This is a genomic window from Paenibacillus sp. FSL H3-0457 (genome assembly GCF_037981725.1).
Classification (GTDB): domain Bacteria; phylum Bacillota; class Bacilli; order Paenibacillales; family Paenibacillaceae; genus Paenibacillus; species Paenibacillus amylolyticus.
In genome coordinates, this window is the sequence record NZ_CP150283.1 from 5,709,621 (window position 1) to 5,729,736 (window position 20,116).

Below are 20,116 nucleotides of genomic sequence, written 5' to 3' on the forward strand. Positions count from 1 at the left end.
AACGTATGAAACCTTTACAAGTATCGGCTGATACAGCCGTCAAATTAGCAGAATCCCTGGGCGTACCTTTGGAGCACCTGATGCACATGCCCCAACATATCCTGATGCAGAAGATTGCGGAACTCGCCAAACAAGAAACCTCCAAACCTTCCGCACCAGAAGGCGAACAAGAATGATTCCGTTTGAGAACAGCTGGCCTTACGATATTGTGATGGGAGACATCTATGTACAGCAATGTCCCTACTGTCACGCAAGCAACGTGCTGCTCCCCCTCAAACCCAAAGAGCTTGTGCTCATTCGCGAAGGCAAAAAGAAATTACTGGTCTTTCCCTGCTGTAATACAAGCATGACCGTGATCGACAACGACAGTGACTATTTGTTATCCAGCCGTCCTGTCCGTAACTAATGTAAGATCAACCTAGAGGGGGCTGCGCTTTGCAGCCTCTTTGTCTGTTTCCAGCATCTCTTCAGGGAGTTCCAACTTACTTGAAATCATCTGCTCACGCAGCACGGCCCACTGTTCCCTTGAAGCACGAATCATGGCCGCATCTGTGATCCGCTTGTCATGAATGACCTTGCTGAACCATTGCACTGCTTCATTAAACCGGCCTACCCTGCGGTTCAATTCCCCGAGCAAATACAACAGTTTGGCTTCATTGCCACCCGTTCCTTCACGTTCGAACACCTTCACATAGGCTTCCAGGCTAAATTCAAGAAAACGATGTTCCTGTGCATGGTCCTCCATATAACGATACAACCAAGCTATATGATGCAACAGACCAGCGACGACACGATCTTTCTCCCGGATAACCTGTGCGCACAGCAAGGCAAGCTTGTACGTAGCCAGCGCCTGTTCCAGTGTTCGTGCTCCGCTATAATCACGTTTAACCCAGCGGTTACCGATCTGTTCCTTAAATGCCTTGCGCTGAGCATCATTTAAATGCTCCGTTGCGTTCTCCGTCGTGGCAAACCCGCACTGCGGACAGATGCGAACCACATAAAAATCTGGATTCTCCAGCTTGTAGTAAGCACAAAAATCCGAATCCGTCCGGTAGGGCCTTTTCAAACTCGGTCTTACCCGTGAGGTTTCATACTCGGTTTCGCAATAATGGCAGGTCACTTTCACCTTATACAGCGGCTCTAATTCCAATCTCTTCCATCCCTCTCCCGTACGCTTGTAATCATATTCGGATCTACGGTGTATTCACAAAATGATGTGCAGGCCCGGATAAACGCTGCAGGATAAACGCATGCAAGGGCTCCTCCACACCAATCTGTGTTAAGGCTTGATCCATACATGCCAGCCACGCCTCAGCCCGTTCAACCGTCACTTCAAAATGCATATGACGGGCACGCATCATTGGATGTCCAAACGCCTCGGAAAACAGCCCTGGTCCTCCAAAAAACTGAGACAAAAACATATACTGCTTGTCGATGACCGGCTGAATATCTTCCGGGAAAAGCGGAGCCAGCTGCTCATTCTGCTGAACGATCGGATAGAAAGCCTCGACCAGCGCGCGAACACCTTTCTCACCGCCAAGATTGTCATAAATACTCAAACTGGGATTCATTCGTCTGATTCCCCTTTCTGATGTCGAATTTTGCCATATATTACACGTTCCGTGAACATTGTGAAAACAGTAACAATATCCAGGCCACAAAAGCCTTTATCTTCATTCTATCAAAAAAAACCAAAAAGTCCTATATAACATGAAATCATCAGGACATGTAACCTGCCATCTGTATATAGGACCTTATTCGAAACATAACACAAAAAAAGCGCCAACCGCTTGGGTTGGCGCACTAGATATTTCATTAATAACTCCGCCAGTCCTCTTCCTCAGAGCGTACCAGCGAGGCACGTATCACATATACAAAAGCACAGACCAGGATTCCGGTGACAAGACTCATGATCATCACTCCATCCGAATTGAATTCCACCTTGGAGACAATTAGGTGACGTTCAGGCGTTTTTCTCATTTTAGCACACATCACTCAAAAACACAGCCACTTTTGCAAGCGCTTTCTACGTATAATTTTGTACTGTTTGTCCACTTTTTTTCATATATTGATGGCAATAACATCACAGACTTCCGCACACTGACCATTCCAAATATAAAGGAGAAGAATTCATGGCTGCTTCACAACGACTCACCCATGTCCTGGTCACACTCGCTCTCCTGATCCTTTGTGTGTTAATGGTCTTGTATCCAGCGGAAACCTGGCATGCAGGTGTACGTGGACTGTCCATCTGGTGGGACGTATTGTTTCCCTCCCTTTTTCCTTTTTTGGTGCTGTCCGAGCTGCTGCTCGGCTTTGGCATTGTTCATTTTCTAGGTACCTTGCTGAATCCACTGATGCGTCCATTGTTTCGTGTTCCCGGAAGCGGTGGTTTTGTATTTGCCGTGAGCTGTGCATCCGGTTATCCTACAGGGGCGAAACTGACCGCTCAGTTATGGGAACAAAAGCTGGTTACCCGGGAAGAAGGAGAACGGCTCGTTGCCTTCACTACATCATCCGATCCGATCTTCATGATTGGAGCGGTATCGGTTGGGTTCTTCCATAATGTCGCCATTGCTCCAGTATTGGTTGCGAGCCATTACGCTGCAGCTTTTCTGGTGGGTATGCTCATGCGTTTTCACGGGGGTACAGCCAAAGGCTCACACCCAGACAGTTCTTCTGGATCTCCATCGGAGGAGATACCTAGAAACAGACTGGTCCGGGCCATCTATGCGATGCACGAAGCAAGAAAAGCTGACGGACGGGCATTTGGTGAACTGCTGCGCCAGGCAGTCTCCTCATCCCTTCGCCTTATTATTATCGTAGGAGGGCTGGTTGTATTCTTCTCGGTCATGATGGAGCTGCTTGTCCAGACCGGTTGGCTTGGCGGATTATACGGCATAACCGAGCAATTGTTACGACATAGCGGACTGCCTCCATCTTTATCTCCTAGCTTGGTCGGTGGACTATTTGAAGTAACGCTGGGGAACAAAGAGGCTGGGAGTGCCGGGGCATCCATCCCTCTCGTCTATAAAGTAGCAGCAGCAGCCTTTGTTCTCTCCTGGGGCGGATTATCCGTCCATGCACAGATTATGAGTGTCCTTAGCAACACACCCATGAGATATGGTCCCTTTCTATTTGCCAGAGCCATTCATGCGCTAATCGCACCTGTGCTGGTCCTGCTCTTGTGGACACCCATGATGGGACGTTCCTCTTCACCCGTTCTCATGGAGCCCGGTTTCATCCCATCGTTATCAACGTATACACCGGACTGGGGACTGATTTTCTTATCCGGAATGATTGTTTTTGTAAGCCTCATCGTGTTGTTGTTATTCCTTGCGATATTAAGTTCCATTCTCAAGCCTAGACGACATACCAAAAAATAAGTGAACGATTCATCTATATTTAACTGAATATGCGCCCAAACGTTGTGTTCTTCCGCGGAATTGATTATCATCGGTAGTATAATGACCACAAAGGAGCTTTCATCTTGAGATACTATGTTCAAGACCGCGGAGACCAGTTATCGATTGATCTCAGTCAGCAGTTTCACGCGCTGGCGAAGGAAGAAGGGTTCAAGCTGGATGCAGAATCGCCGGAGATTGTTATCTCCATCGGGGGCGATGGTACGATGCTACAGGCATTTCACAATTTCATCGACCGTATTCCGGATATTGCTTTTGTTGGGGTTCATACAGGCCATCTCGGCTTTTACGCCGATTGGAAGAAGGAAGAATTACGGGAGTTAGTCAGGCTGATGAGTGGCAAGGGAGATCCGGAGCGTCTCAAACCACGTATTGTACAATACCCACTCTTGGAGCTTGAGATTCGTAAAAAGTCGGGGAATTCCTCTTACATCGCCCTTAATGAATTTACGTTAAAAGGTGTAGACGGTACCGTCGTAGCCCAGGTCGATATTAACGATGTGACATTTGAGATGTTCCGTGGGGATGGCATCTGTGTATCCACGCCATCAGGCAGCACGGCATACAACAAGGCCCTTGGCGGTGCCATGGTTCATCCAACCATCGAGGCGATTCAGATTGCGGAGATTGCATCGATTAATAACCGGGTCTATCGTACACTTGGTTCACCGGTTATTTTGCCCAAGCATCATCATTGTGATATTTTCTCCCGCAAGGATCAGCGGTTATTGATGACGATTGATCATGTGAATGTGATGGTGGAGGATCTGATCTCCGTCCGTTGTCAGGTATCCAGTCACAAGGTCAGTTTCGCACGTTTCCGCCCTTATCCATTTTGGAACCGGGTTCGCACGGCATTTCTTGACTAAAATAAACACACCAAAAAAGCGGTCCTTCTCAGGAACCGCTTTTTGCTTTGGCTTGAGGTTGATCCTTGCTCTTCTGAAGCACAAAGTACGCACAGCCAAAGTTACAATATTCATTGATATAATCCACCATACTGGCAATCGTGGAATCCTTCGTTGCTTTTGGATGGTTATCACGGTAAAAACCTTTTAACCTCAACTGGTTATAACCCCAGTCTCCGATAATATAATCATAACGCTCCAGCACTTCACTGTAACGATCACGGAAAACCTCTGGATTCCAGCCCTCTTTGTGGTTCTGGACGATTTCATAATTTTTGCCGCCGATCTGTACAATGACCGGTTCTTTGGGCTTTTCCTCAACCGATTCAACAACTGATTCCTGAACCGGCTCCTGGATCTGATCCTGAAGTTGGTCCTGAATCTGTTCTGTGATTTTTTCTTCTTCCAATCCGGTATCCTCCATCACGCGTGTGTTGCCGCCTGTTCAGCATGTTTGGTAGCCGATTTCACCTGTTCATGCGCATGGTAGGAGCTGCGTACCATCGGGCCGGATTCGACGTGGCTGAACCCACGTTTTAATCCTTCCTGTTTCAATGTAGCAAACTCCTCTGGCGGATAATACTTTTCAACATACAGATGTTTCTCCGATGGCTGCAAATATTGACCAATCGTCATAATATCACAGTTCACCGCACGAAGATCATCCATTGTTGATAAAATTTCATTATATTCCTCACCTACACCAAGCATAATGCTTGATTTCGTAGGGATGTTAGGTTGCATTTCTTTGGCACGAGCAAGCAATTCCAGTGAACGTTTATATTTTGCCTTGGCACGCACTTTGTCTGACAACCGCTCAACCGTCTCAATATTGTGATTCAAAATGTCCGGTTTGGCATCCATTACAATCTGCAAAGATTCCCGATCACCCAGAAAGTCTGGAATGAGTACTTCAACGCTACACAATGGCAACCGTCGTCTTACGGCCTTCACGGTCTCTGCAAAAATCGTAGCTCCCCCATCCTTCAGGTCATCACGGGCTACACTTGTAATTACGCAGTGTTGCAGATTCATCTGCTCTGCTGCTTCCGCCACACGTTCTGGTTCCTGCAAATCAAGCTCCGTTGGCAAGCCTGTATTCACCGCGCAAAAACGGCATGCCCTTGTGCAAATGTCGCCCAAAATCATAAAAGTGGCCGTTCGATTGGCCCAGCATTCATAAATATTCGGACACCGTGCTTCCTCACATACCGTATGCAACGTTTTGGAACGCATCATCGTTTTCATTTCCTGATAGTTATCGCCGGTTGTCAATTTGATCCGAATCCAATCCGGCTTCGGTTCTTTAACACGTTTAGCCAATGCATAAACCTTCTTTCTACTGAAGTTAGGCTGTTGCTCGGAACATATTATACCATGAAAGCGCTGGAAAAACCCCCATTTGTCACATCTTGTGCATTCATGCCCGATATGGATAATTTGTATAATTGGATTCCCCCCCAAGAGCTTACATGGATAAAATGAGAACTTTTGAAGAACGCTAACCTTTAGCTTGGTTCATCGGGTACCTTGTATCATTCTAATGGAAAGGGGCTGCTTCCCAGTGCAACAACGCTTGACCTTCAGGCACACGTACCGCTTTTGGATCAAAACATTACTTGCAGGTACTCTGCTTCTCCCATTCTTGCCTGTTGAAGTTTACAGTGAACCCACCCAGGCCGCTCCCAAACCACAGGCTGCCGAGTTAAAACCCGCAGAAATTTTCGCTGCACGTCGCCATTTATATGAAACCATTGGTCAGATGACCCAGATTCCCTGGTACAGGCTTGCTGCTATTGATCAGTATGAACGAACGATTACTCGTGCACATCCAAAGGATCGCAAGCATCCAGAGCGACTTACGGGTATTTTCATGACCCCTCCAGCCTGGAGAGGATGGCTAAATCCCGATGAGACGGATCAACATCCGGAATCCATTCTTTTTTTCAAAGGATATGGACGTGATGGTTCAGGAGACGGTATAGCGGATGCCAACAATGATCAGGATGTGCTGTACAGCATGGCTTCTGTTATTCAAGGTTACGGGAACAAACAAGAGGACTTCAACATTGCCTTGTGGGAATATTATCACAACTCCCGTGCTGTGCAACGGATACAGCAATTCGCGAAGTTATATGAGCATTTTGACAATCTGGATCTATTCGGACATGCCTTTCCGGTCCCGCTCGGAACCAACTACTCCTATCGCAGTACCTGGGGGACAAAAAGAAGCTGGGGCGGTTATCGCATTCATGAGGGAACAGATATTTTCGCTCCGCATGGCCTGCCTGTGCGCAGTACCTGTTACGGGGTCGTGGAGATCAAAGGCTGGAACCCGTTTGGTGGCTGGCGCATCGGCATTCGGGATTTGAACAACCATTATCATTACTACGCCCACCTTTCGGGTTTTGACAAAAGTGCACGCATCGGTGAAGTTGTGATCCCCGGTCAGGTCGTAGGTTGGGTTGGCAGTTCGGGGTACGGGAAACCTGGGACACAGGGCAAATTCCCTCCACATCTGCACTATGGGATCTATCGCGACAGCGGACTGCACGAATGGTCGTTTGATCCTTATCCACAGCTGAAACATTGGGAACAGGATGAACGCAAACAAAAGAACAAGAAAAGTAAGTGAGACGAGGATATGCACGATAAGTATTCGAAAAAGGGACCTCTTTAATAGCAATGTCATTAAGTTAAGGCGCAGGACCAAAAATCAATAAAATGAGCAGGTTATCGAAAAGATAGCCTGCTTTTTTCATGTATGAAAATAAGAAAAAAGACTTGACAAGCAGGTGAAAAGGTGTGGCGAAGCCCTTGGAAAACGAGGGGGTTACGCCAATGAATGAATATGCGAATTCGCTAAAAGAAAAACTGGCTTCTCTCATACGAGAAATGTCAGTTGCACCAGCACCTTATGTCAATAATCCTGAAAAAGATTTTACCCGTAAAAAGAAGTTACCGTTTGAAACGGTTATGCAACTACTGATCTCTATGGGCGGAAACAGTTTATACAAGGAACTCTTGGAATCACAGGGCTATGATGTAAATACGGCCACCTCTTCTGCTTTTGTCCAACAGAGAAATAAAATCTTGCCGTCTGCAATGGCATATTTGTTTCAAGAATTCACGCAATCGGTTACGGATCTCAAGAACTACCGAGGGTATCGGTTACTCGCCATTGACGGTTCGGATTTGCATTTCGCCACTGACCCTGCGGATACCGACACCTATTTTCAAAGTCAACCGGAAGCAAGAGGCTATAATCTGCTGCATTTAAACGCCACCTATGACCTTTGCAACAGACTTTACGTGGATGCGATTGTTCAACCGCGAAGATTAAGTAATGAGAGAAAAGCGTTAGGGGATATGGTTGACCGTTCCTGCATCGAGGGAAAAACCATTGTCATTGCCGATCGAGGTTATGAAAGTTACAACAATTTCGCACATATTGAACGCAAAGGGTGGAGCTATGTCATTCGAGTAAAAGATCTGGCCTCCAGTGGTATTCTCTCGGGCTTGCGTTTACCCGATAGCGGTTCGTTTGATCAGGAGGTTCATCTAGTGCTTACTAAAAAACAAACCAAAGAGGTCAAAGCTCATCCCGAAATTTACAAGTTCATCCCTTCTAAGTCTACCTTTGATTTCTTAGATTTGAAGGAGCATCTGTACTACCCCATATCTTTTCGAGTCGTTCGGTTTGTCCTGCCGGATGGCGCTTATGAGACCGTTATTACGAATCTATCTGACGCAGATTTTCCACCCGATGAACTCAGGTCCATCTATAACATGCGGTGGGGAATTGAAACCTCGTTCAGGGCATTAAAATACACCGTCGGTCTGACCCATTTTCACGCAAAGAGACGAGAGTCCGTCATCCAAGAGATTTTTGCAAGAATGATCATGTACAATTTTGCAGAAATGATGACCTCGCACGTCGTCATTTCCCAAAAAGCTAAACAGTACCACTACCAAGTCAACTTCACGGTTGCCGTTCATGTTTGTAGACATTTCCTGCGCTCAAGAGACGATGACCCCCCGCCCGATGTTGAAGCACTGATTCGCAAAAACGTTTTGCCGATTCGACCCATTCGACCAGGGCAGCAGAATACGCGCAAAATACGTTATAAATCATCGGTTAGCTTCGTCTACAGAGTAGCATAAATTCGGTTCGTATGAACACTTTTTTAAGCGGATCATCCATCCGTTTGTTTGCTGTACGCTTTTTTCCTTGCATACACAAAAAAACAAACGACACGGGACTTTTTCCCATGCCGTTTCAGATTTCATTTTATTCTCAGTTTTGTCTTTGAGCTAAACTTAATGACATTGCTCTTTAATAGAGGCCCCTTTCTTTGCTTTACAATTCAAATTTGTGTGTATCATGGGTGCGCGTCCTTATTGAGCTGTAATCCCCCATTCACATCAGGCAGATCATCCGGTTCAATTTCTTCAAGTTCATTCCCTTGCAAATGGTCTGACGGCGTCTGTTGCTGATTCTGGCTAGGGGGATTCGTAGTTACTCCATTACCGCTTGATACACCCGTATGACCTGATGGCAGCGCAATAGCTGGGGCATTACTGCCGTTACTGCCCACTGGCTTGCCCTGATTATCGTAATAATACATTGGCACATCCCCGACAACCAGAAGGTAGGAAATCGGGATCTCCGTATCGACCGTTTCGGGTTCCATGTCGAAGGGCACCACGACCGCGACCTCAGCAATGATGTGAATGTACACTTCCACCAAAATCATGTTAATACCCGCATTCTGTTGACGGGTGTTCAGATCCACTTTGACAGCGCCTTGGGGCTCAATACGAACCGGTATACTCGGGCCAAATGAAGCCAACACCGGACTGCCCAGCGCCTGCCCCAGCGGGATTTTTTCTTTTAACATGTGTACATTCTGCAACGTGGATTGCACAATATTCATCGTACTTGCAGTGATTCGCATATGCTCATTGTAGTTCAGCATGAAACCGGACACTTTCCCGGCGGTATCCGTCTTCCAGTCAATCAGTCCTTCGTTGGTTTTGCCATCGGCAACCTGTGCTGTAATCGCCTTGTTGATCGCTTCGGTCGCAATCTGCTTCACTCTGATCTTGGCCAAGTGCATGATGGGGGGCTTCATCTTTTTATCCACATAAGCAAAGCCCTGCATCAAACAAAACGCGGTGACCAATAAAATGATCAACCACATTTTGCGTTTGCCGCTTGGCGGCTTACGGCGTCTCCGGCTTCGCCATTTTCTTCTCATCATCGAAGTGTCCCTCCCCTACGGGATGAGCTATAGGCTATATGTTAACCTTATGCACCGTTGTCCCGAAAAAGAAGGACAGTACATGGACACTGGATAGAAAGTAACAACAACATGAAAGGGACGAGTACTCCTCATTGGCTAAACTAACTCGGAAATCGGAAACACATAAACAGAGATAAAAAAACCTTTCGCCCGCAGATTACTCTGCAAGGCGAAAGGTTTTATGTTCAGACCACCCAAAGATTCAGGCCATGTCTATCCTTTTATTTCGGAACAGATTCCCAGTCTTTCAGGAAACGTTCAATCCCGCTGTCCGTCAGTGGGTGTTTCCAAAGTGTCGGCAGAAGCGAACCCGGAATGGTGGCAATATGCGCACCGGAAAGGGCTGCATCTTCTACATGTTTGATATTGCGAATGCTTGCTGCGATAATCTCGGAAGGCAGATCATACATGTCCAGAATAAGACGCAGATCACGAATCAATTTCATACCATCCACCGCAATATCATCCAAGCGACCAACGAATGGACTGATGTAGGTTGCACCGGCTTTCGCCGCCATCAGGCCCTGTGCTGCGGAGAAAATCAGCGTTACATTGGTTTTGATCCCTTTTTGCGTCAACTCATGACAAGCGTACAGCCCATCTTCGGTCATCGGCAATTTAATGACTACATTCGGTGCCCATTCTGCAATTTCATAAGCTTCCTTCAACATATCCTCGGCTTTGAGACCGATGACTTCAGCACTGACCGGGCCTTTAACAACGCCACAGATCTCCTGAATGACTTCTTTAAATACGCGACCTTCTTTGGCAATCAAAGACGGGTTAGTCGTGACTCCATCCACCAGACCCAGACGTTCGATCCGTTTGATTTCTTCCACATTCCCTGTATCCAAGAAAAATTTCATGATATGTTACCTCCACTTGATGAATTCGTAAACACGATATAAGTCATTACCCGATGTTCATCATATGTTAACAGTTATATATAAAATTAATTTTTCTCTACAGCGTGACCACCAAATTCATTACGTAATGCTGCTACCACTTTACCTGTGAATGTGTCTGTTTCCAGGGAACGATAACGCATCAGCAAGGACAAAGCGATAACCGGTGTTGCGGTTTGAAGGTCAAATGCCGTTTCTACCGTCCAACGTCCTTCACCGGAAGAGTGCATTACGCCTTTAATCTCATCGAGGTTTGCATCTTTGGAGAAGGCACGTTCTGTCAGCTCCATCAACCAAGAGCGGATAACGGAACCGTTGTTCCATACGCGAGCCACTTGTTCGAAGTCGAAGTCAAATCCACTTTTCTCCAATACGTCAAAACCTTCACCGATGGATGCCATCATACCGTACTCGATACCATTGTGAACCATTTTGAGGAAGTGACCGCTGCCCGCTTTACCAGCATACAGGTAGCCATTCTCCACGGAAGTATCTTTGAATGCCGGTTCAACAATTGCCCAAGCTTCCGGGTCTCCACCGATCATATAACATGCTCCATTACGTGCGCCTTCCATACCGCCAGATGTACCTGCATCCATGTAGTGAATGCCTTTAGGTTTCATCTCTTCGTAACGACGAATGGATTCTTTGTAGTGGGAGTTACCCGCTTCAATAATGATGTCACCTTTGGACAACAATGGGCTAACTTCAGCCAATACAGCGTCTACTACATTGTGGGGAACCATGATCCACAATACACGTGGGGATTCGAGTGAAGCCACCATCTCTGCGTAAGAAGATACGCCTTCAGCGCCATATTCTTTCATTTCATTTACTGCTTCAGCGTTCAGGTCAAAAGCAACCACTTCGTGTTTGTGATCAATCAGGTTTCTACCCAGGTTCAATCCCATTTTTCCTAATCCGACAAGTCCAAGTTTCATTTCAAAATCCTCCTGTTATGAACAATGTTTAAATTTCATTTGCGTTCAAAATTAAAAATAAGAGCTTACGTTTGGCGAAGTAACCGTTCCGGTCACGAATCGTTCTTTTGATCGCTGTTATCCCCAGATTTTTTGAATCTCCTATATAGGAGAAAATCCGGGGATAAAGGCGAACGCTTTGCTTCTACAGAATCGATTTCGTCCCCTACACTACATTCTCAGCGTTCAAGCCAACCATTTTTAAAACTGAACAGCTAATCTATATTCAAAAATTTTCACGGCCTTCCGGCCAATAACCGGAAGGACTTATGCAAAATTGGAACGGTATGATTCGTAATAGTTACTGTATATCTCAGTATTTTGCATCATTCGATCCAACTTGATCCTGAGTACAAGCTCTAGGGGAATAAAACATTTCGTTCTATATCCTGTTAACTTGGAAAGGTTTGTTTGGATTTGTGCAAATGATTTATTTGTGAGCAGAACAGATTGTACTGTTGTCTTTACTATTGTGTTCTCTTATGCTCACTCTTTCGTTTCACTTACCACCAACGGAAGCCGTCTGCTGCGGTCAAGCGATCTGCTGACTCTGGTCCATGCGAACCTGCACTGTACGTATCCAGTGGCACGTTGCCCGCTTCGAATGCTTCCTGAATCGGTTGCACCCATTGCCATGCCAGCTCCACTTCGTTCCAGTGTGCGAAAAATGTGGAATCCCCACGCATCGCATCAAAGATCAGATTCTCGTAAGCTTCAGGGATGTTACGTTTACCTGAGTTGAAGGTCATATGCATTGGTTCCACTTCACCATGGTTCAATGGATTCTTTGCATTTAATTGAAGCGAGATGCTTTCTCCCGGACCAATTTCAATCGTCAGCAGGTTAGGTTCCGTTGTATTTTCGGATTCATGACCGGTCTTCAGTGGAGCCTTGAACTCAACAACGATTCGGGTGGATTTCTCAGCCAGGCGTTTACCTGTACGGATATAAAATGGAACCTCGCTCCAGAACGGATCATCGATCCAAAGTCTTGCGGCAACATAGGTCTCGTTCTGAGATCCGGCTGGAATGCCAGGCTCGTCCAAATATCCAACAACCGATGTCCCTTGCAGGTCACCTGCTGCATATTGCGCACGAACAACTTCAGAAGCGATATTTTCTTTTGTCAATGGACGAAGTGCTTCAGCAATTTTTTGCTTTTTGAATTGAATTTCTTCCGGTGTGCAACGTTTTGGCAAATGCAAACCAATCATCATCAGCAACTGAAGCATATGGTTTTGGAACATGTCACGAAGGGCACCACTTTGGTCGTAATACGCGGCACGTTCTTCAACACCCACCGTCTCACTAGCCGTGATCTGTACATTGGCAATATAACGGTTAGACCACAACGCCTGAATCACCGGATTTGCATAGGTGAGCGTCTCAATATTTTGAACCATCGGTTTACCGAGGAAATGGTCAATGCGATAGATTTCTTCTTCCGCAAAGGTATTGCTCAGTTTTTCGTTCAAATCACGAGCTGATTGCAGGTCGTGTCCGAATGGTTTTTCGATAATCAGTTTCTTCCAGCCTTTGGTGTTACCCAGGCCACTTTCTTGAATGTTTAATGCGATTGGTTCAAAGAATTCCGGTGCCACCGACATGTAGAACATGCGGTTTTCGGGAATGTTAAGCTCTTGTTCACGCTGTTGAACCCGTTCCAACAGTTTGGTGTAATCTTCAAGCTTCGTATTATTTAAAGAACAATAACGGAAAGCGCCAATGAAATCACGAACCTGAGATGCTTCTTCCGGCGTCTGACGTGAGAATTCATGCAGTGACTTTTCAACATTCGCCTGGAAGTCCGTATCCGACAATTCACGTCGTCCCAATCCGATAACGGAGAAGGATTTCGGCATTTTCTGATCCATGTACAAGTTATATAATGCAGGGTAAATCTTGCGTTTGGCTAAATCGCCTGTTGCCCCGAACAGGACAAATGTCATTGCATCCATTGGAGTGCCTCCTGTGATCTGTGCAGTATAGTATATGATGTTGCAAAATGTTCAAATCCAAGCATGACAAAAGACGGAATAAGTGGGTGTATTCCCCGCCTTGCCTCCGTTTATATAACACGCCTGAATTCAACCATGGAACATTCCTTCTCTCCACAACCTGTGTTTAGGTTATAAATTGTAACCATTTGAATTAACGTTACCCATATTACACCTGTCGTCACAATTCGTCAATAATCGTGTCGAACCTGTGAACTCCAGTGTTTATAGGGTTTTTATTTGATGATAACGCTTTATGTGGTAACATTAAGAACAATTGGTATGTGACATTTTACACATATGGCCTGTGGACAAGTAGGTTACAATAAGTATACTAATGATATTACAAGCAATACTAAATCAAAGGAGTACAATCATGAGCGATGATGAGAATGCCAAGCAAATATGTACAAAAGTGGAACAATCTTATCAGATCATTGGCCGAAAATGGGTAGCCCTCATTATCCATGCGTTGATGGAGGAACCCAAACGCTTCAGTGAGATTCACGCTTATATCCCTGACTTGAGCAAACGTGTGTTAAATGAGCGAATGAAGGAATTGGAGGAAGAAGGACTTGTGGTTCGCCATGTGGTCACGGAACGTCCAGTTCGGACTGAATATATGTTGTCACGAAAAGGCACGGAACTGGGGAGAGCGCTAAGCGCCGTGGAACGTTGGGCTGATAAGTGGCTGTAACAGCTTGAGGAAAACCTTAATGTTTATTTAGCTTGAAGGTTACCGATGTGTAATCCCGGAGGTGAGTTTCGCATTTAGCAACTGGCTAGTGCAATCCACAGCCGGGATTTTTTTAATTCAAACGGTAAATACTAATTATGTATATAGAGACGTAATAACGCTATTATTTTGCAAACTAAAATAATGCTTGCTGCACCGTTCAAATTGTTGCCGATAATACAACGGGCTCGTCCCGGCAGATTTGCGAAATAATTGGATGAAATACATCCGTTCGGAAATCTGGCACGTCTGCCAATCTCCTCCACCGAAAATGTTGTTATATCAAGGCGTAAGTAGTCCTGCTTCAACCTTCGAGCTGTGACGTAATCCGTAATGCTGCTACCTGTCTCTTGATGAAAAATGCGGGAAGCATACGATTTGGACAGGTGAACATCTGCCGCCATCTTGCCCAATCTGGATTCATAATCCAAATGCTTTTCAATCCACCACATCATCTTCTCCAAGTGTCTAAAATGACGTGAATCCGCTAAATGTGAAAGCGCTACATTTGCACCCTCTTTCTGTTGAACCAACGCGCTCAAAAGCTGAAGCTAAACAGCACTGATTCTTCCTATTCTCCCTCACACAACTACGAGACTGATTGTAGCTCTCATTGATCCAATCCCTGACTATGGAGATTATGATCTTGAAGCGAATACGAGTTACATGGATGGAAAAACCAAGTGTATTGATTTTTTATGGTGATGTAGGTGTAATCGACCTAGTACAAAAAAAGATGCCCATTCTCACTTATGTGAGGGGCATCCTTTTCACGAAAACACTACGAATCCAACTTGCTCCCGAGTGTAATACTCGAATCCTCGAAGTTGTCCACCGTCGTCTTTTTTTCATAAAAGTGTACGGCATGTTGCATAATTCCTTCTCTTGTGTAAAACGCGTCTTCCGCTCCTAGTGGAAAAACAACCTTTTCTCCCGTACTTGCCGACTTATAGATACCCACAATCAGTTCAAGCGTATTCCGGCCACTTTCACCATCCACCAGAAGAGGACAGCCTGTTTCAATAGCATTTAACACATCCTCAACTTGCCCAGCGTGACCGACATGAATAACATCCGGTAATTCGTCAGCGAGCTTCTGAATCTGTTGTTCCAACTCTCGATTCGGTTCCGGAAATCCGTTATTCCGCGCGGTAGAAGCAACGACTTTCCAAGGTGCAGATACCCGGGCTTCTTTGCCCTGAAAAATTAACTGTTGCTCCTCTCCGTGATGTACGACGGAACTGGTAATTATGCCAAGCGCCCCTTCCTGGAAGCGAAGCATCGCCATGGATATATCCTCAACTTCGGCATTATCATGTGCCGTATTTGCCATCATCGCCTGTAGTTCCACTGGAGGTCCCATCATCCAGAGCATGGCATCAATATGATGCACCGCATGATTAAGGGTACAGCCTCCGCCTTCTTTTTCCCATGTCCCGCGCCACCACAGATCATAATAATTGTGGCCACGCCACCAAAACGAATCAACCTGCACATGTACAATCGGTCCCATCCGTTTACTGTCCAGCACACCTTTTAACTTCATCATTGGTGTCGTAAAACGATTCTGTGCTACTACGGATAACAACTTGCCACTTGCTTGCGCTGCTCTCAACATCAGATCCGCTTCCTCCAGGGAAGAAGCCATCGGTTTTTCGACCAACACATGTGCACCTGCTTGCATGAAATCACACGCAATGGGAGCATGCGTATACGGTGGTGTACAGACTGATACCAGATCAATGTTTAGGGCAAGTAACTCTGTGTAATCCGTGACAGCTTGTGCACCTTCCAGACCATATTCATTAATTCGCTTCTGTGCTTTTTCCACGTAGATATCGACCACAGCAACAATCTGACATCGCTCAGGGAACGCCAAATATGCTGAGATATGTGCTCCACTAATTGCACCTGCTCCGATAATCGCCACTTTTAACATCGTTGCATACCTCCCTTATTCCCTTCACAATACACAATAATAAAGCGCTTTTATGCGTTCATCTTGTGCTAAAATAAAACTATCTTGCGCATGATAAGGGAGGCATTCATGAAGTCCATCTTTCTGGGAGAACAATTTAATCTGGTCTGTCGTCGTACATCCAACACTACGTCTCGCGAAGTGTTCCATGCTCATTCGCAGCTGGAGATAACCTATATCCACGAAGGATATGGGCAGTTGATAACCGAAGGTCAGGTTTTCTCCCTTGAACCCGGTATGCTCATGATTTTTCGACCTTTTCAATTGCACCACATCCAGATTCAAGTATCCAGACAGCAGCCTTTCATTCGAAATGTACTCATGGTTGAACTTGATCTACTGAAGGCACATTGGCCCCAATTTATCGTTACTCACGACTTCATACAGGATCTGCTGGAAGAGCAATCCCCCATTCAGCCCATCCGACTTGCTGCCACATCACCACTCGTTCAACGAATGGAACAATATGCAGATGCGTATCCAGGTCTGCTTCCTCACGAAATAGAGGAGGATACACGCCTCTTTTTATTGGATCTGCTCGCACAACTTCGCTATCTGTGGCAGGACGGGCAGCAAAGCCGCTCCCAAGATGTACTTTCGTCCAGTGCTACCGTTCTTCATCCTCATGCCGAAGCCATCATGCAATGGATTGAACAGCATTACCAGGAGCCTTTTCGTTTGGAGCATATCGCAGATACACTTCATCTGTCCCCCTATCATCTATCTCATGTATTCAAAAAAGCGACTGGCACCACCATCGTTGCTTATGCTCAAGCCACCCGCATCCGTCATGCCTGTGTGCTACTCACTCGCTCCTCGCTCACCGTTCCCGAAATCGGTCACCGTGTCGGTATGACGAGCCCCTCCTACTTTTGCAAAGTATTCCGTACTACCACAGGCTCTACACCACATCAATATCGGCTGAAGGTGCAGGGGAGGAAGTAATGGATTACAACAACTTCCTATTTCATTTCAATGACTTTACCTTTACTTCGCAGGCATAGCTTAATCCCTTGTTCCCAATGCAAAAACACCTCCAAAATTATCTCCCTATCTTACGACAAGGTTTAATTCTCTTGAAGGTGTTCAGATCAAACTCACATTATGGCCAATCCTTAAATATTCGCTTGATATAACTTACTGTACAGGAAAACTCAATAAATCTAGTTCTCCGTCAACTTCACATACAGAGACATTGAGCCAAAAGCAGTAACCTTATATTCTCCAGGTTGTAGATCTTTAGTATCAAATTCGAAAGTCATATCAGCACCGTCCATAGGAATATCCAATTTATAACCATGGCCATCTGTCACTTCTTTATCGTAATCACTTTCAGTACCAAAAGTATCTTTATATACAAAATAGAATGTATCTCCACCATAATTGGCTTTAAATTTGATCACCGTTCCGACTGGGACAGCTATTTCCCATTTATCGGGATAATCAATAAACTCAGGACGTGTAAAAGTCCGATATTGGGTTGATGCGTAAACTTTATTTTTAAAGAGACCGTCCAACGTCTCCACCGCATCAGCATTTAATCGGATATATGTTGCTTTACCATAGTTATGTTGTGGAGTTATCACGATACCATTATTAACGATTTCCACGCGATCTCCATCACCTAGCGGGCGATAATTAGGTTGTTCCGTTCCCGTTGAAATCTCAATACTATTTTTCAATGTATTTAGATCTATCGCTTTAATCAGTGTGTTGAAGTAAATAAAATATGATTCGTGATCATTTAGCCATCCACCTGAAGATAAAATCATCCCCTGACTTTTAAGCTCTTTTCCTGGTCCATCCAGAATCATAATATTTTTGATATAGGAAGCGCGATTTTCGTTATCCACAGCAAAAACTTTAAAGTAGCTACTAAACTCGGTTGCTATCTCTCCCACAGGCAATGCAGTACGAGTATTAGCTTCAATCTTCACTCTATATGCTACTTTTTGTCTAATTGCTTCTTCCAACAAAACTGGATCATTCTCATTAATACTGCTTTTAGATACGTAGGCATACCCGCTGCGAGGACTATAAATATATACCGCATCCGTAACAGGGATTGCATCAGATTCTACTCCTACAAAGTAATAAGAACCACCCTCATAACTACCATATTCATTTCCCGGTAAAGGAGTAGTTGGTGTAGTTCCTCCGCCATTGCCCGTACCCGGATTTACAGGAGTTGTACTACCACCACTTCCTTCTGATGAACCTGAGGATGATCCTCCACTAGCTGATGGAGCAGGCGTAACTGGAGGTGTAACTGAAGTCACGGGTTTACTTGTCCCACCAATTTGTACTGTTGTATCGGCAGGTACACTCTCTCCCAAGTTAACCTTATTTGGTGCTGTCTCCATGGTCACGCCTACAGCGTTAACTGTAGCCTGCTCAATGGTTCCTGTCCCTAACATTCTTACAGCTGCATTAAGAATAGCTGATATAATTTTGGCTTCCTGATTAGTCTGAACCGTAGTTCCTGACGCAGAATCGTCAACGTTCAGTTGATTAATCGTACCCGATGGAATTTGAATGTTAATGCTTTTGGCAACCACATTAACCGTTTCAAAATTACCTTTAAGGTATACTCTTGATTTTTCCGGCAGTGCCTCGGACAATGTCAGTTTGTCGATCTTTGCCCCCATGTCAGACTCGATGTTGGCCGCCGTTTGAACAGTGATTTCCTGAACCTTTGTTTTTCCTGTTGCAACCAAACGCACAGTACCATCCTGTTTATTCACAATAACCGTCAACAGGACCGAATCTTCCAGATGTACGCTATTTTCACCGCCACCATATACATATGTTTTCCCCTGCACAGTTACGTTTTTGAGGAACACATCGCCATCACCGACCGCTTTACTAATGATCAAATCACCTGTAATATTCATATTCTGAAGTGTAACGCCTGATGTACCGATCACTACACTGCCAGATATCTCTTCCCTTTTTTCTGTAGATCCATAGGTTCCTTCTTGCCCATACCAACTGCCATATGTACTAAAAGCTCGATCCAAAATCTGTACTGCTTCAGCTCTAGTAATTGCCTTGTTCGGCATAAAATTGCCGTTACTGTAACCAACGATAATCTTTTTGTCAGCTGCTCCACTTACTGCTTCTTTACTCCAACTTTGGATATCCTTATCATCGGCAAAATTAGACTCCCCACTTCCCTGCAATTGCAGTATCCGTGAGATCGTAGCTGCTGCTTCTTGCCTTGTCACTGAACCAGTCGGCCGAAATGAGTGATCTGCATATCCTCGGATATATCCGGCTTGTACTCCTTTAGCAATATCTTGAGCATACCAACCCGATGATGTTACATCTGAAAAAGTAGTATTGCTTACCTCTTCATACTGGAAAATTCGGTTAATCATCGCGACCCACTCAGCACGCGTAACTTCTCCTTTGGGCAAAAACGTATTTCGTTCATTTCCTTGGACGATTCCACGGTCAGCCCACTTTTCAATTACTTCCTGAGCCCAGTTGCCCTCCACATCTTTGAAAGATTGTTGAGCTGTTTTTAAGGATGATTCATTCCCAATCCATCCGTCTTTGGTTACTTCAGCCTGTACTGATGTAGCCATACCACTAAATAACAATACTCCTGATAAAAATAGACTTCCCCACTTTTTCACGTTTCAATTTCGCCTCCATTGGTTTTAATTCTATAGACCTACTACTTTAGTATCATAAGCCTCTTAAAAAGGTATCACAGAAATTTAAAACTAACAATATTTTCATTCATTTGTATACTTTATTTTTAATCCAATAAAAAAGATCTTCACTTAACTAAAAACATTTAAAGTACTTATTGTGTCTTTGTCATCAACCTCCTTTTTTTTCCATTTCTGCACATCGCAATAAAGAATAATCAT

General features: G+C 45.0%; 20 protein-coding genes. 8 read left to right on the forward strand and 12 right to left on the reverse strand.

The features are described from left to right. The first annotated feature begins 5 nt into the window (after positions 1-5). Together MHH25_RS25340 and MHH25_RS25345 are read left to right on the forward strand one after the other, a co-directional pair. A complete protein-coding gene (locus MHH25_RS25340) occupies positions 6-176 on the forward strand; it encodes a YycC family protein (RefSeq protein ID WP_074096390.1) in 171 nt (56 codons plus the stop codon). Then, a complete protein-coding gene (locus tag MHH25_RS25345; RefSeq protein WP_017692378.1) occupies positions 173-406 on the forward strand; it encodes a hypothetical protein in 234 nt (77 codons plus the stop codon). Before MHH25_RS25340 ends, MHH25_RS25345 begins: the two co-directional genes overlap by 4 nt. A gap of 12 nt (positions 407-418) precedes the next feature. Here MHH25_RS25345 and MHH25_RS25350 read toward each other — a convergent pair whose 3' ends face one another. The 3 genes from MHH25_RS25350 to MHH25_RS25360 all read right to left on the reverse strand — a co-directional run bounded on the left by MHH25_RS25350 (position 419) and on the right by MHH25_RS25360 (position 1,980). Next, positions 419-1,150, reverse strand: coding sequence for a DUF2225 domain-containing protein (locus tag MHH25_RS25350; RefSeq protein ID WP_036605724.1), 732 nt, complete (start codon positions 1,148-1,150; stop codon positions 419-421). A gap of 43 nt (positions 1,151-1,193) precedes the next feature. Continuing rightward, complete coding sequence (locus MHH25_RS25355) at positions 1,194-1,571, reverse strand: globin (RefSeq protein WP_076254602.1); 378 nt, start codon at positions 1,569-1,571, stop codon at positions 1,194-1,196. 244 nt (positions 1,572-1,815) lie between these two features. Further along, positions 1,816-1,980 (reverse strand): hypothetical protein, encoded by a 165-nt coding sequence (locus MHH25_RS25360; protein ID WP_155984997.1) that lies wholly within the window; start codon positions 1,978-1,980, stop codon positions 1,816-1,818. Between the two features lie 152 nt (positions 1,981-2,132). Between MHH25_RS25360 and ylbJ the strand changes: the two genes are divergently transcribed. Next, entirely contained in the window at positions 2,133-3,386 is a 1,254-nt protein-coding gene (gene ylbJ, locus MHH25_RS25365) for a sporulation integral membrane protein YlbJ (RefSeq protein WP_127548164.1), read from the forward strand. A 104-nt stretch (positions 3,387-3,490) separates the two neighbouring features. Then, positions 3,491-4,294 carry an NAD kinase gene (locus MHH25_RS25370; RefSeq protein ID WP_036673293.1) on the forward strand — a complete coding sequence of 268 codons (804 nt, stop codon included), beginning with the start codon at positions 3,491-3,493 and terminating at the stop codon, positions 4,292-4,294. 28 nt (positions 4,295-4,322) lie between these two features. Here MHH25_RS25370 and MHH25_RS25375 read toward each other — a convergent pair whose 3' ends face one another. Beyond that, entirely contained in the window at positions 4,323-4,742 is a 420-nt protein-coding gene (locus MHH25_RS25375) for a YutD family protein (protein ID WP_340018473.1), read from the reverse strand. Positions 4,743-4,756: 14 nt separating this feature from the next. Next, positions 4,757-5,656, reverse strand: a complete 900-nt coding sequence (lipA, locus tag MHH25_RS25380; RefSeq protein WP_340018474.1) for a lipoyl synthase — start codon at positions 5,654-5,656, stop codon at positions 4,757-4,759. Between the two features lie 241 nt (positions 5,657-5,897). On the opposite strand from lipA, the gene MHH25_RS25385 reads away from it, so the two are divergent. Continuing rightward, positions 5,898-6,968 carry a M23 family metallopeptidase gene (locus MHH25_RS25385; RefSeq protein ID WP_340018475.1) on the forward strand — a complete coding sequence of 357 codons (1,071 nt, stop codon included), beginning with the start codon at positions 5,898-5,900 and terminating at the stop codon, positions 6,966-6,968. A 206-nt stretch (positions 6,969-7,174) separates the two neighbouring features. Beyond that, a complete protein-coding gene (locus tag MHH25_RS25390) occupies positions 7,175-8,497 on the forward strand; it encodes an IS4 family transposase (protein ID WP_340018476.1) in 1,323 nt (440 codons plus the stop codon). A gap of 218 nt (positions 8,498-8,715) precedes the next feature. On the opposite strand, the gene yunB is transcribed toward MHH25_RS25390, so the two are convergent. The 4 genes from yunB to zwf all read right to left on the reverse strand — a co-directional run bounded on the left by yunB (position 8,716) and on the right by zwf (position 13,482). Next, positions 8,716-9,597 carry a sporulation protein YunB gene (gene yunB, locus MHH25_RS25395; RefSeq protein ID WP_051446910.1) on the reverse strand — a complete coding sequence of 294 codons (882 nt, stop codon included), beginning with the start codon at positions 9,595-9,597 and terminating at the stop codon, positions 8,716-8,718. A 263-nt stretch (positions 9,598-9,860) separates the two neighbouring features. After that, a complete protein-coding gene (fsa, locus tag MHH25_RS25400) occupies positions 9,861-10,505 on the reverse strand; it encodes a fructose-6-phosphate aldolase (RefSeq protein WP_036605718.1) in 645 nt (214 codons plus the stop codon). An 86-nt stretch (positions 10,506-10,591) separates the two neighbouring features. After that, complete coding sequence (gene gnd, locus MHH25_RS25405) at positions 10,592-11,485, reverse strand: phosphogluconate dehydrogenase (NAD(+)-dependent, decarboxylating) (protein ID WP_017692367.1); 894 nt, start codon at positions 11,483-11,485, stop codon at positions 10,592-10,594. A gap of 542 nt (positions 11,486-12,027) precedes the next feature. Further along, positions 12,028-13,482: a glucose-6-phosphate dehydrogenase gene (gene zwf, locus MHH25_RS25410; RefSeq protein WP_340018477.1), complete on the reverse strand. Its 1,455-nt coding sequence runs from the start codon at positions 13,480-13,482 to the stop codon at positions 12,028-12,030. Between the two features lie 415 nt (positions 13,483-13,897). Here zwf and MHH25_RS25415 point away from each other — a divergent pair, with 415 nt between their 5' ends. Beyond that, a complete protein-coding gene (locus MHH25_RS25415; RefSeq protein ID WP_036605715.1) occupies positions 13,898-14,218 on the forward strand; it encodes a helix-turn-helix domain-containing protein in 321 nt (106 codons plus the stop codon). A 131-nt stretch (positions 14,219-14,349) separates the two neighbouring features. Here MHH25_RS25415 and MHH25_RS25420 read toward each other — a convergent pair whose 3' ends face one another. Together MHH25_RS25420 and MHH25_RS25425 are read right to left on the reverse strand one after the other, a co-directional pair. Next, positions 14,350-14,712 (reverse strand): AraC family transcriptional regulator, encoded by a 363-nt coding sequence (locus tag MHH25_RS25420; RefSeq protein WP_340018478.1) that lies wholly within the window; start codon positions 14,710-14,712, stop codon positions 14,350-14,352. A 326-nt stretch (positions 14,713-15,038) separates the two neighbouring features. Beyond that, entirely contained in the window at positions 15,039-16,196 is a 1,158-nt protein-coding gene (locus tag MHH25_RS25425; RefSeq protein ID WP_340018479.1) for a Gfo/Idh/MocA family oxidoreductase, read from the reverse strand. 108 nt (positions 16,197-16,304) lie between these two features. On the opposite strand from MHH25_RS25425, the gene MHH25_RS25430 reads away from it, so the two are divergent. After that, complete coding sequence (locus MHH25_RS25430; protein ID WP_340018480.1) at positions 16,305-17,180, forward strand: AraC family transcriptional regulator; 876 nt, start codon at positions 16,305-16,307, stop codon at positions 17,178-17,180. 218 nt (positions 17,181-17,398) lie between these two features. On the opposite strand, the gene MHH25_RS25435 is transcribed toward MHH25_RS25430, so the two are convergent. Continuing rightward, positions 17,399-19,876 carry an S-layer homology domain-containing protein gene (locus MHH25_RS25435; RefSeq protein ID WP_340018481.1) on the reverse strand — a complete coding sequence of 826 codons (2,478 nt, stop codon included), beginning with the start codon at positions 19,874-19,876 and terminating at the stop codon, positions 17,399-17,401. Positions 19,877-20,116: the final 240 nt, after the last annotated feature.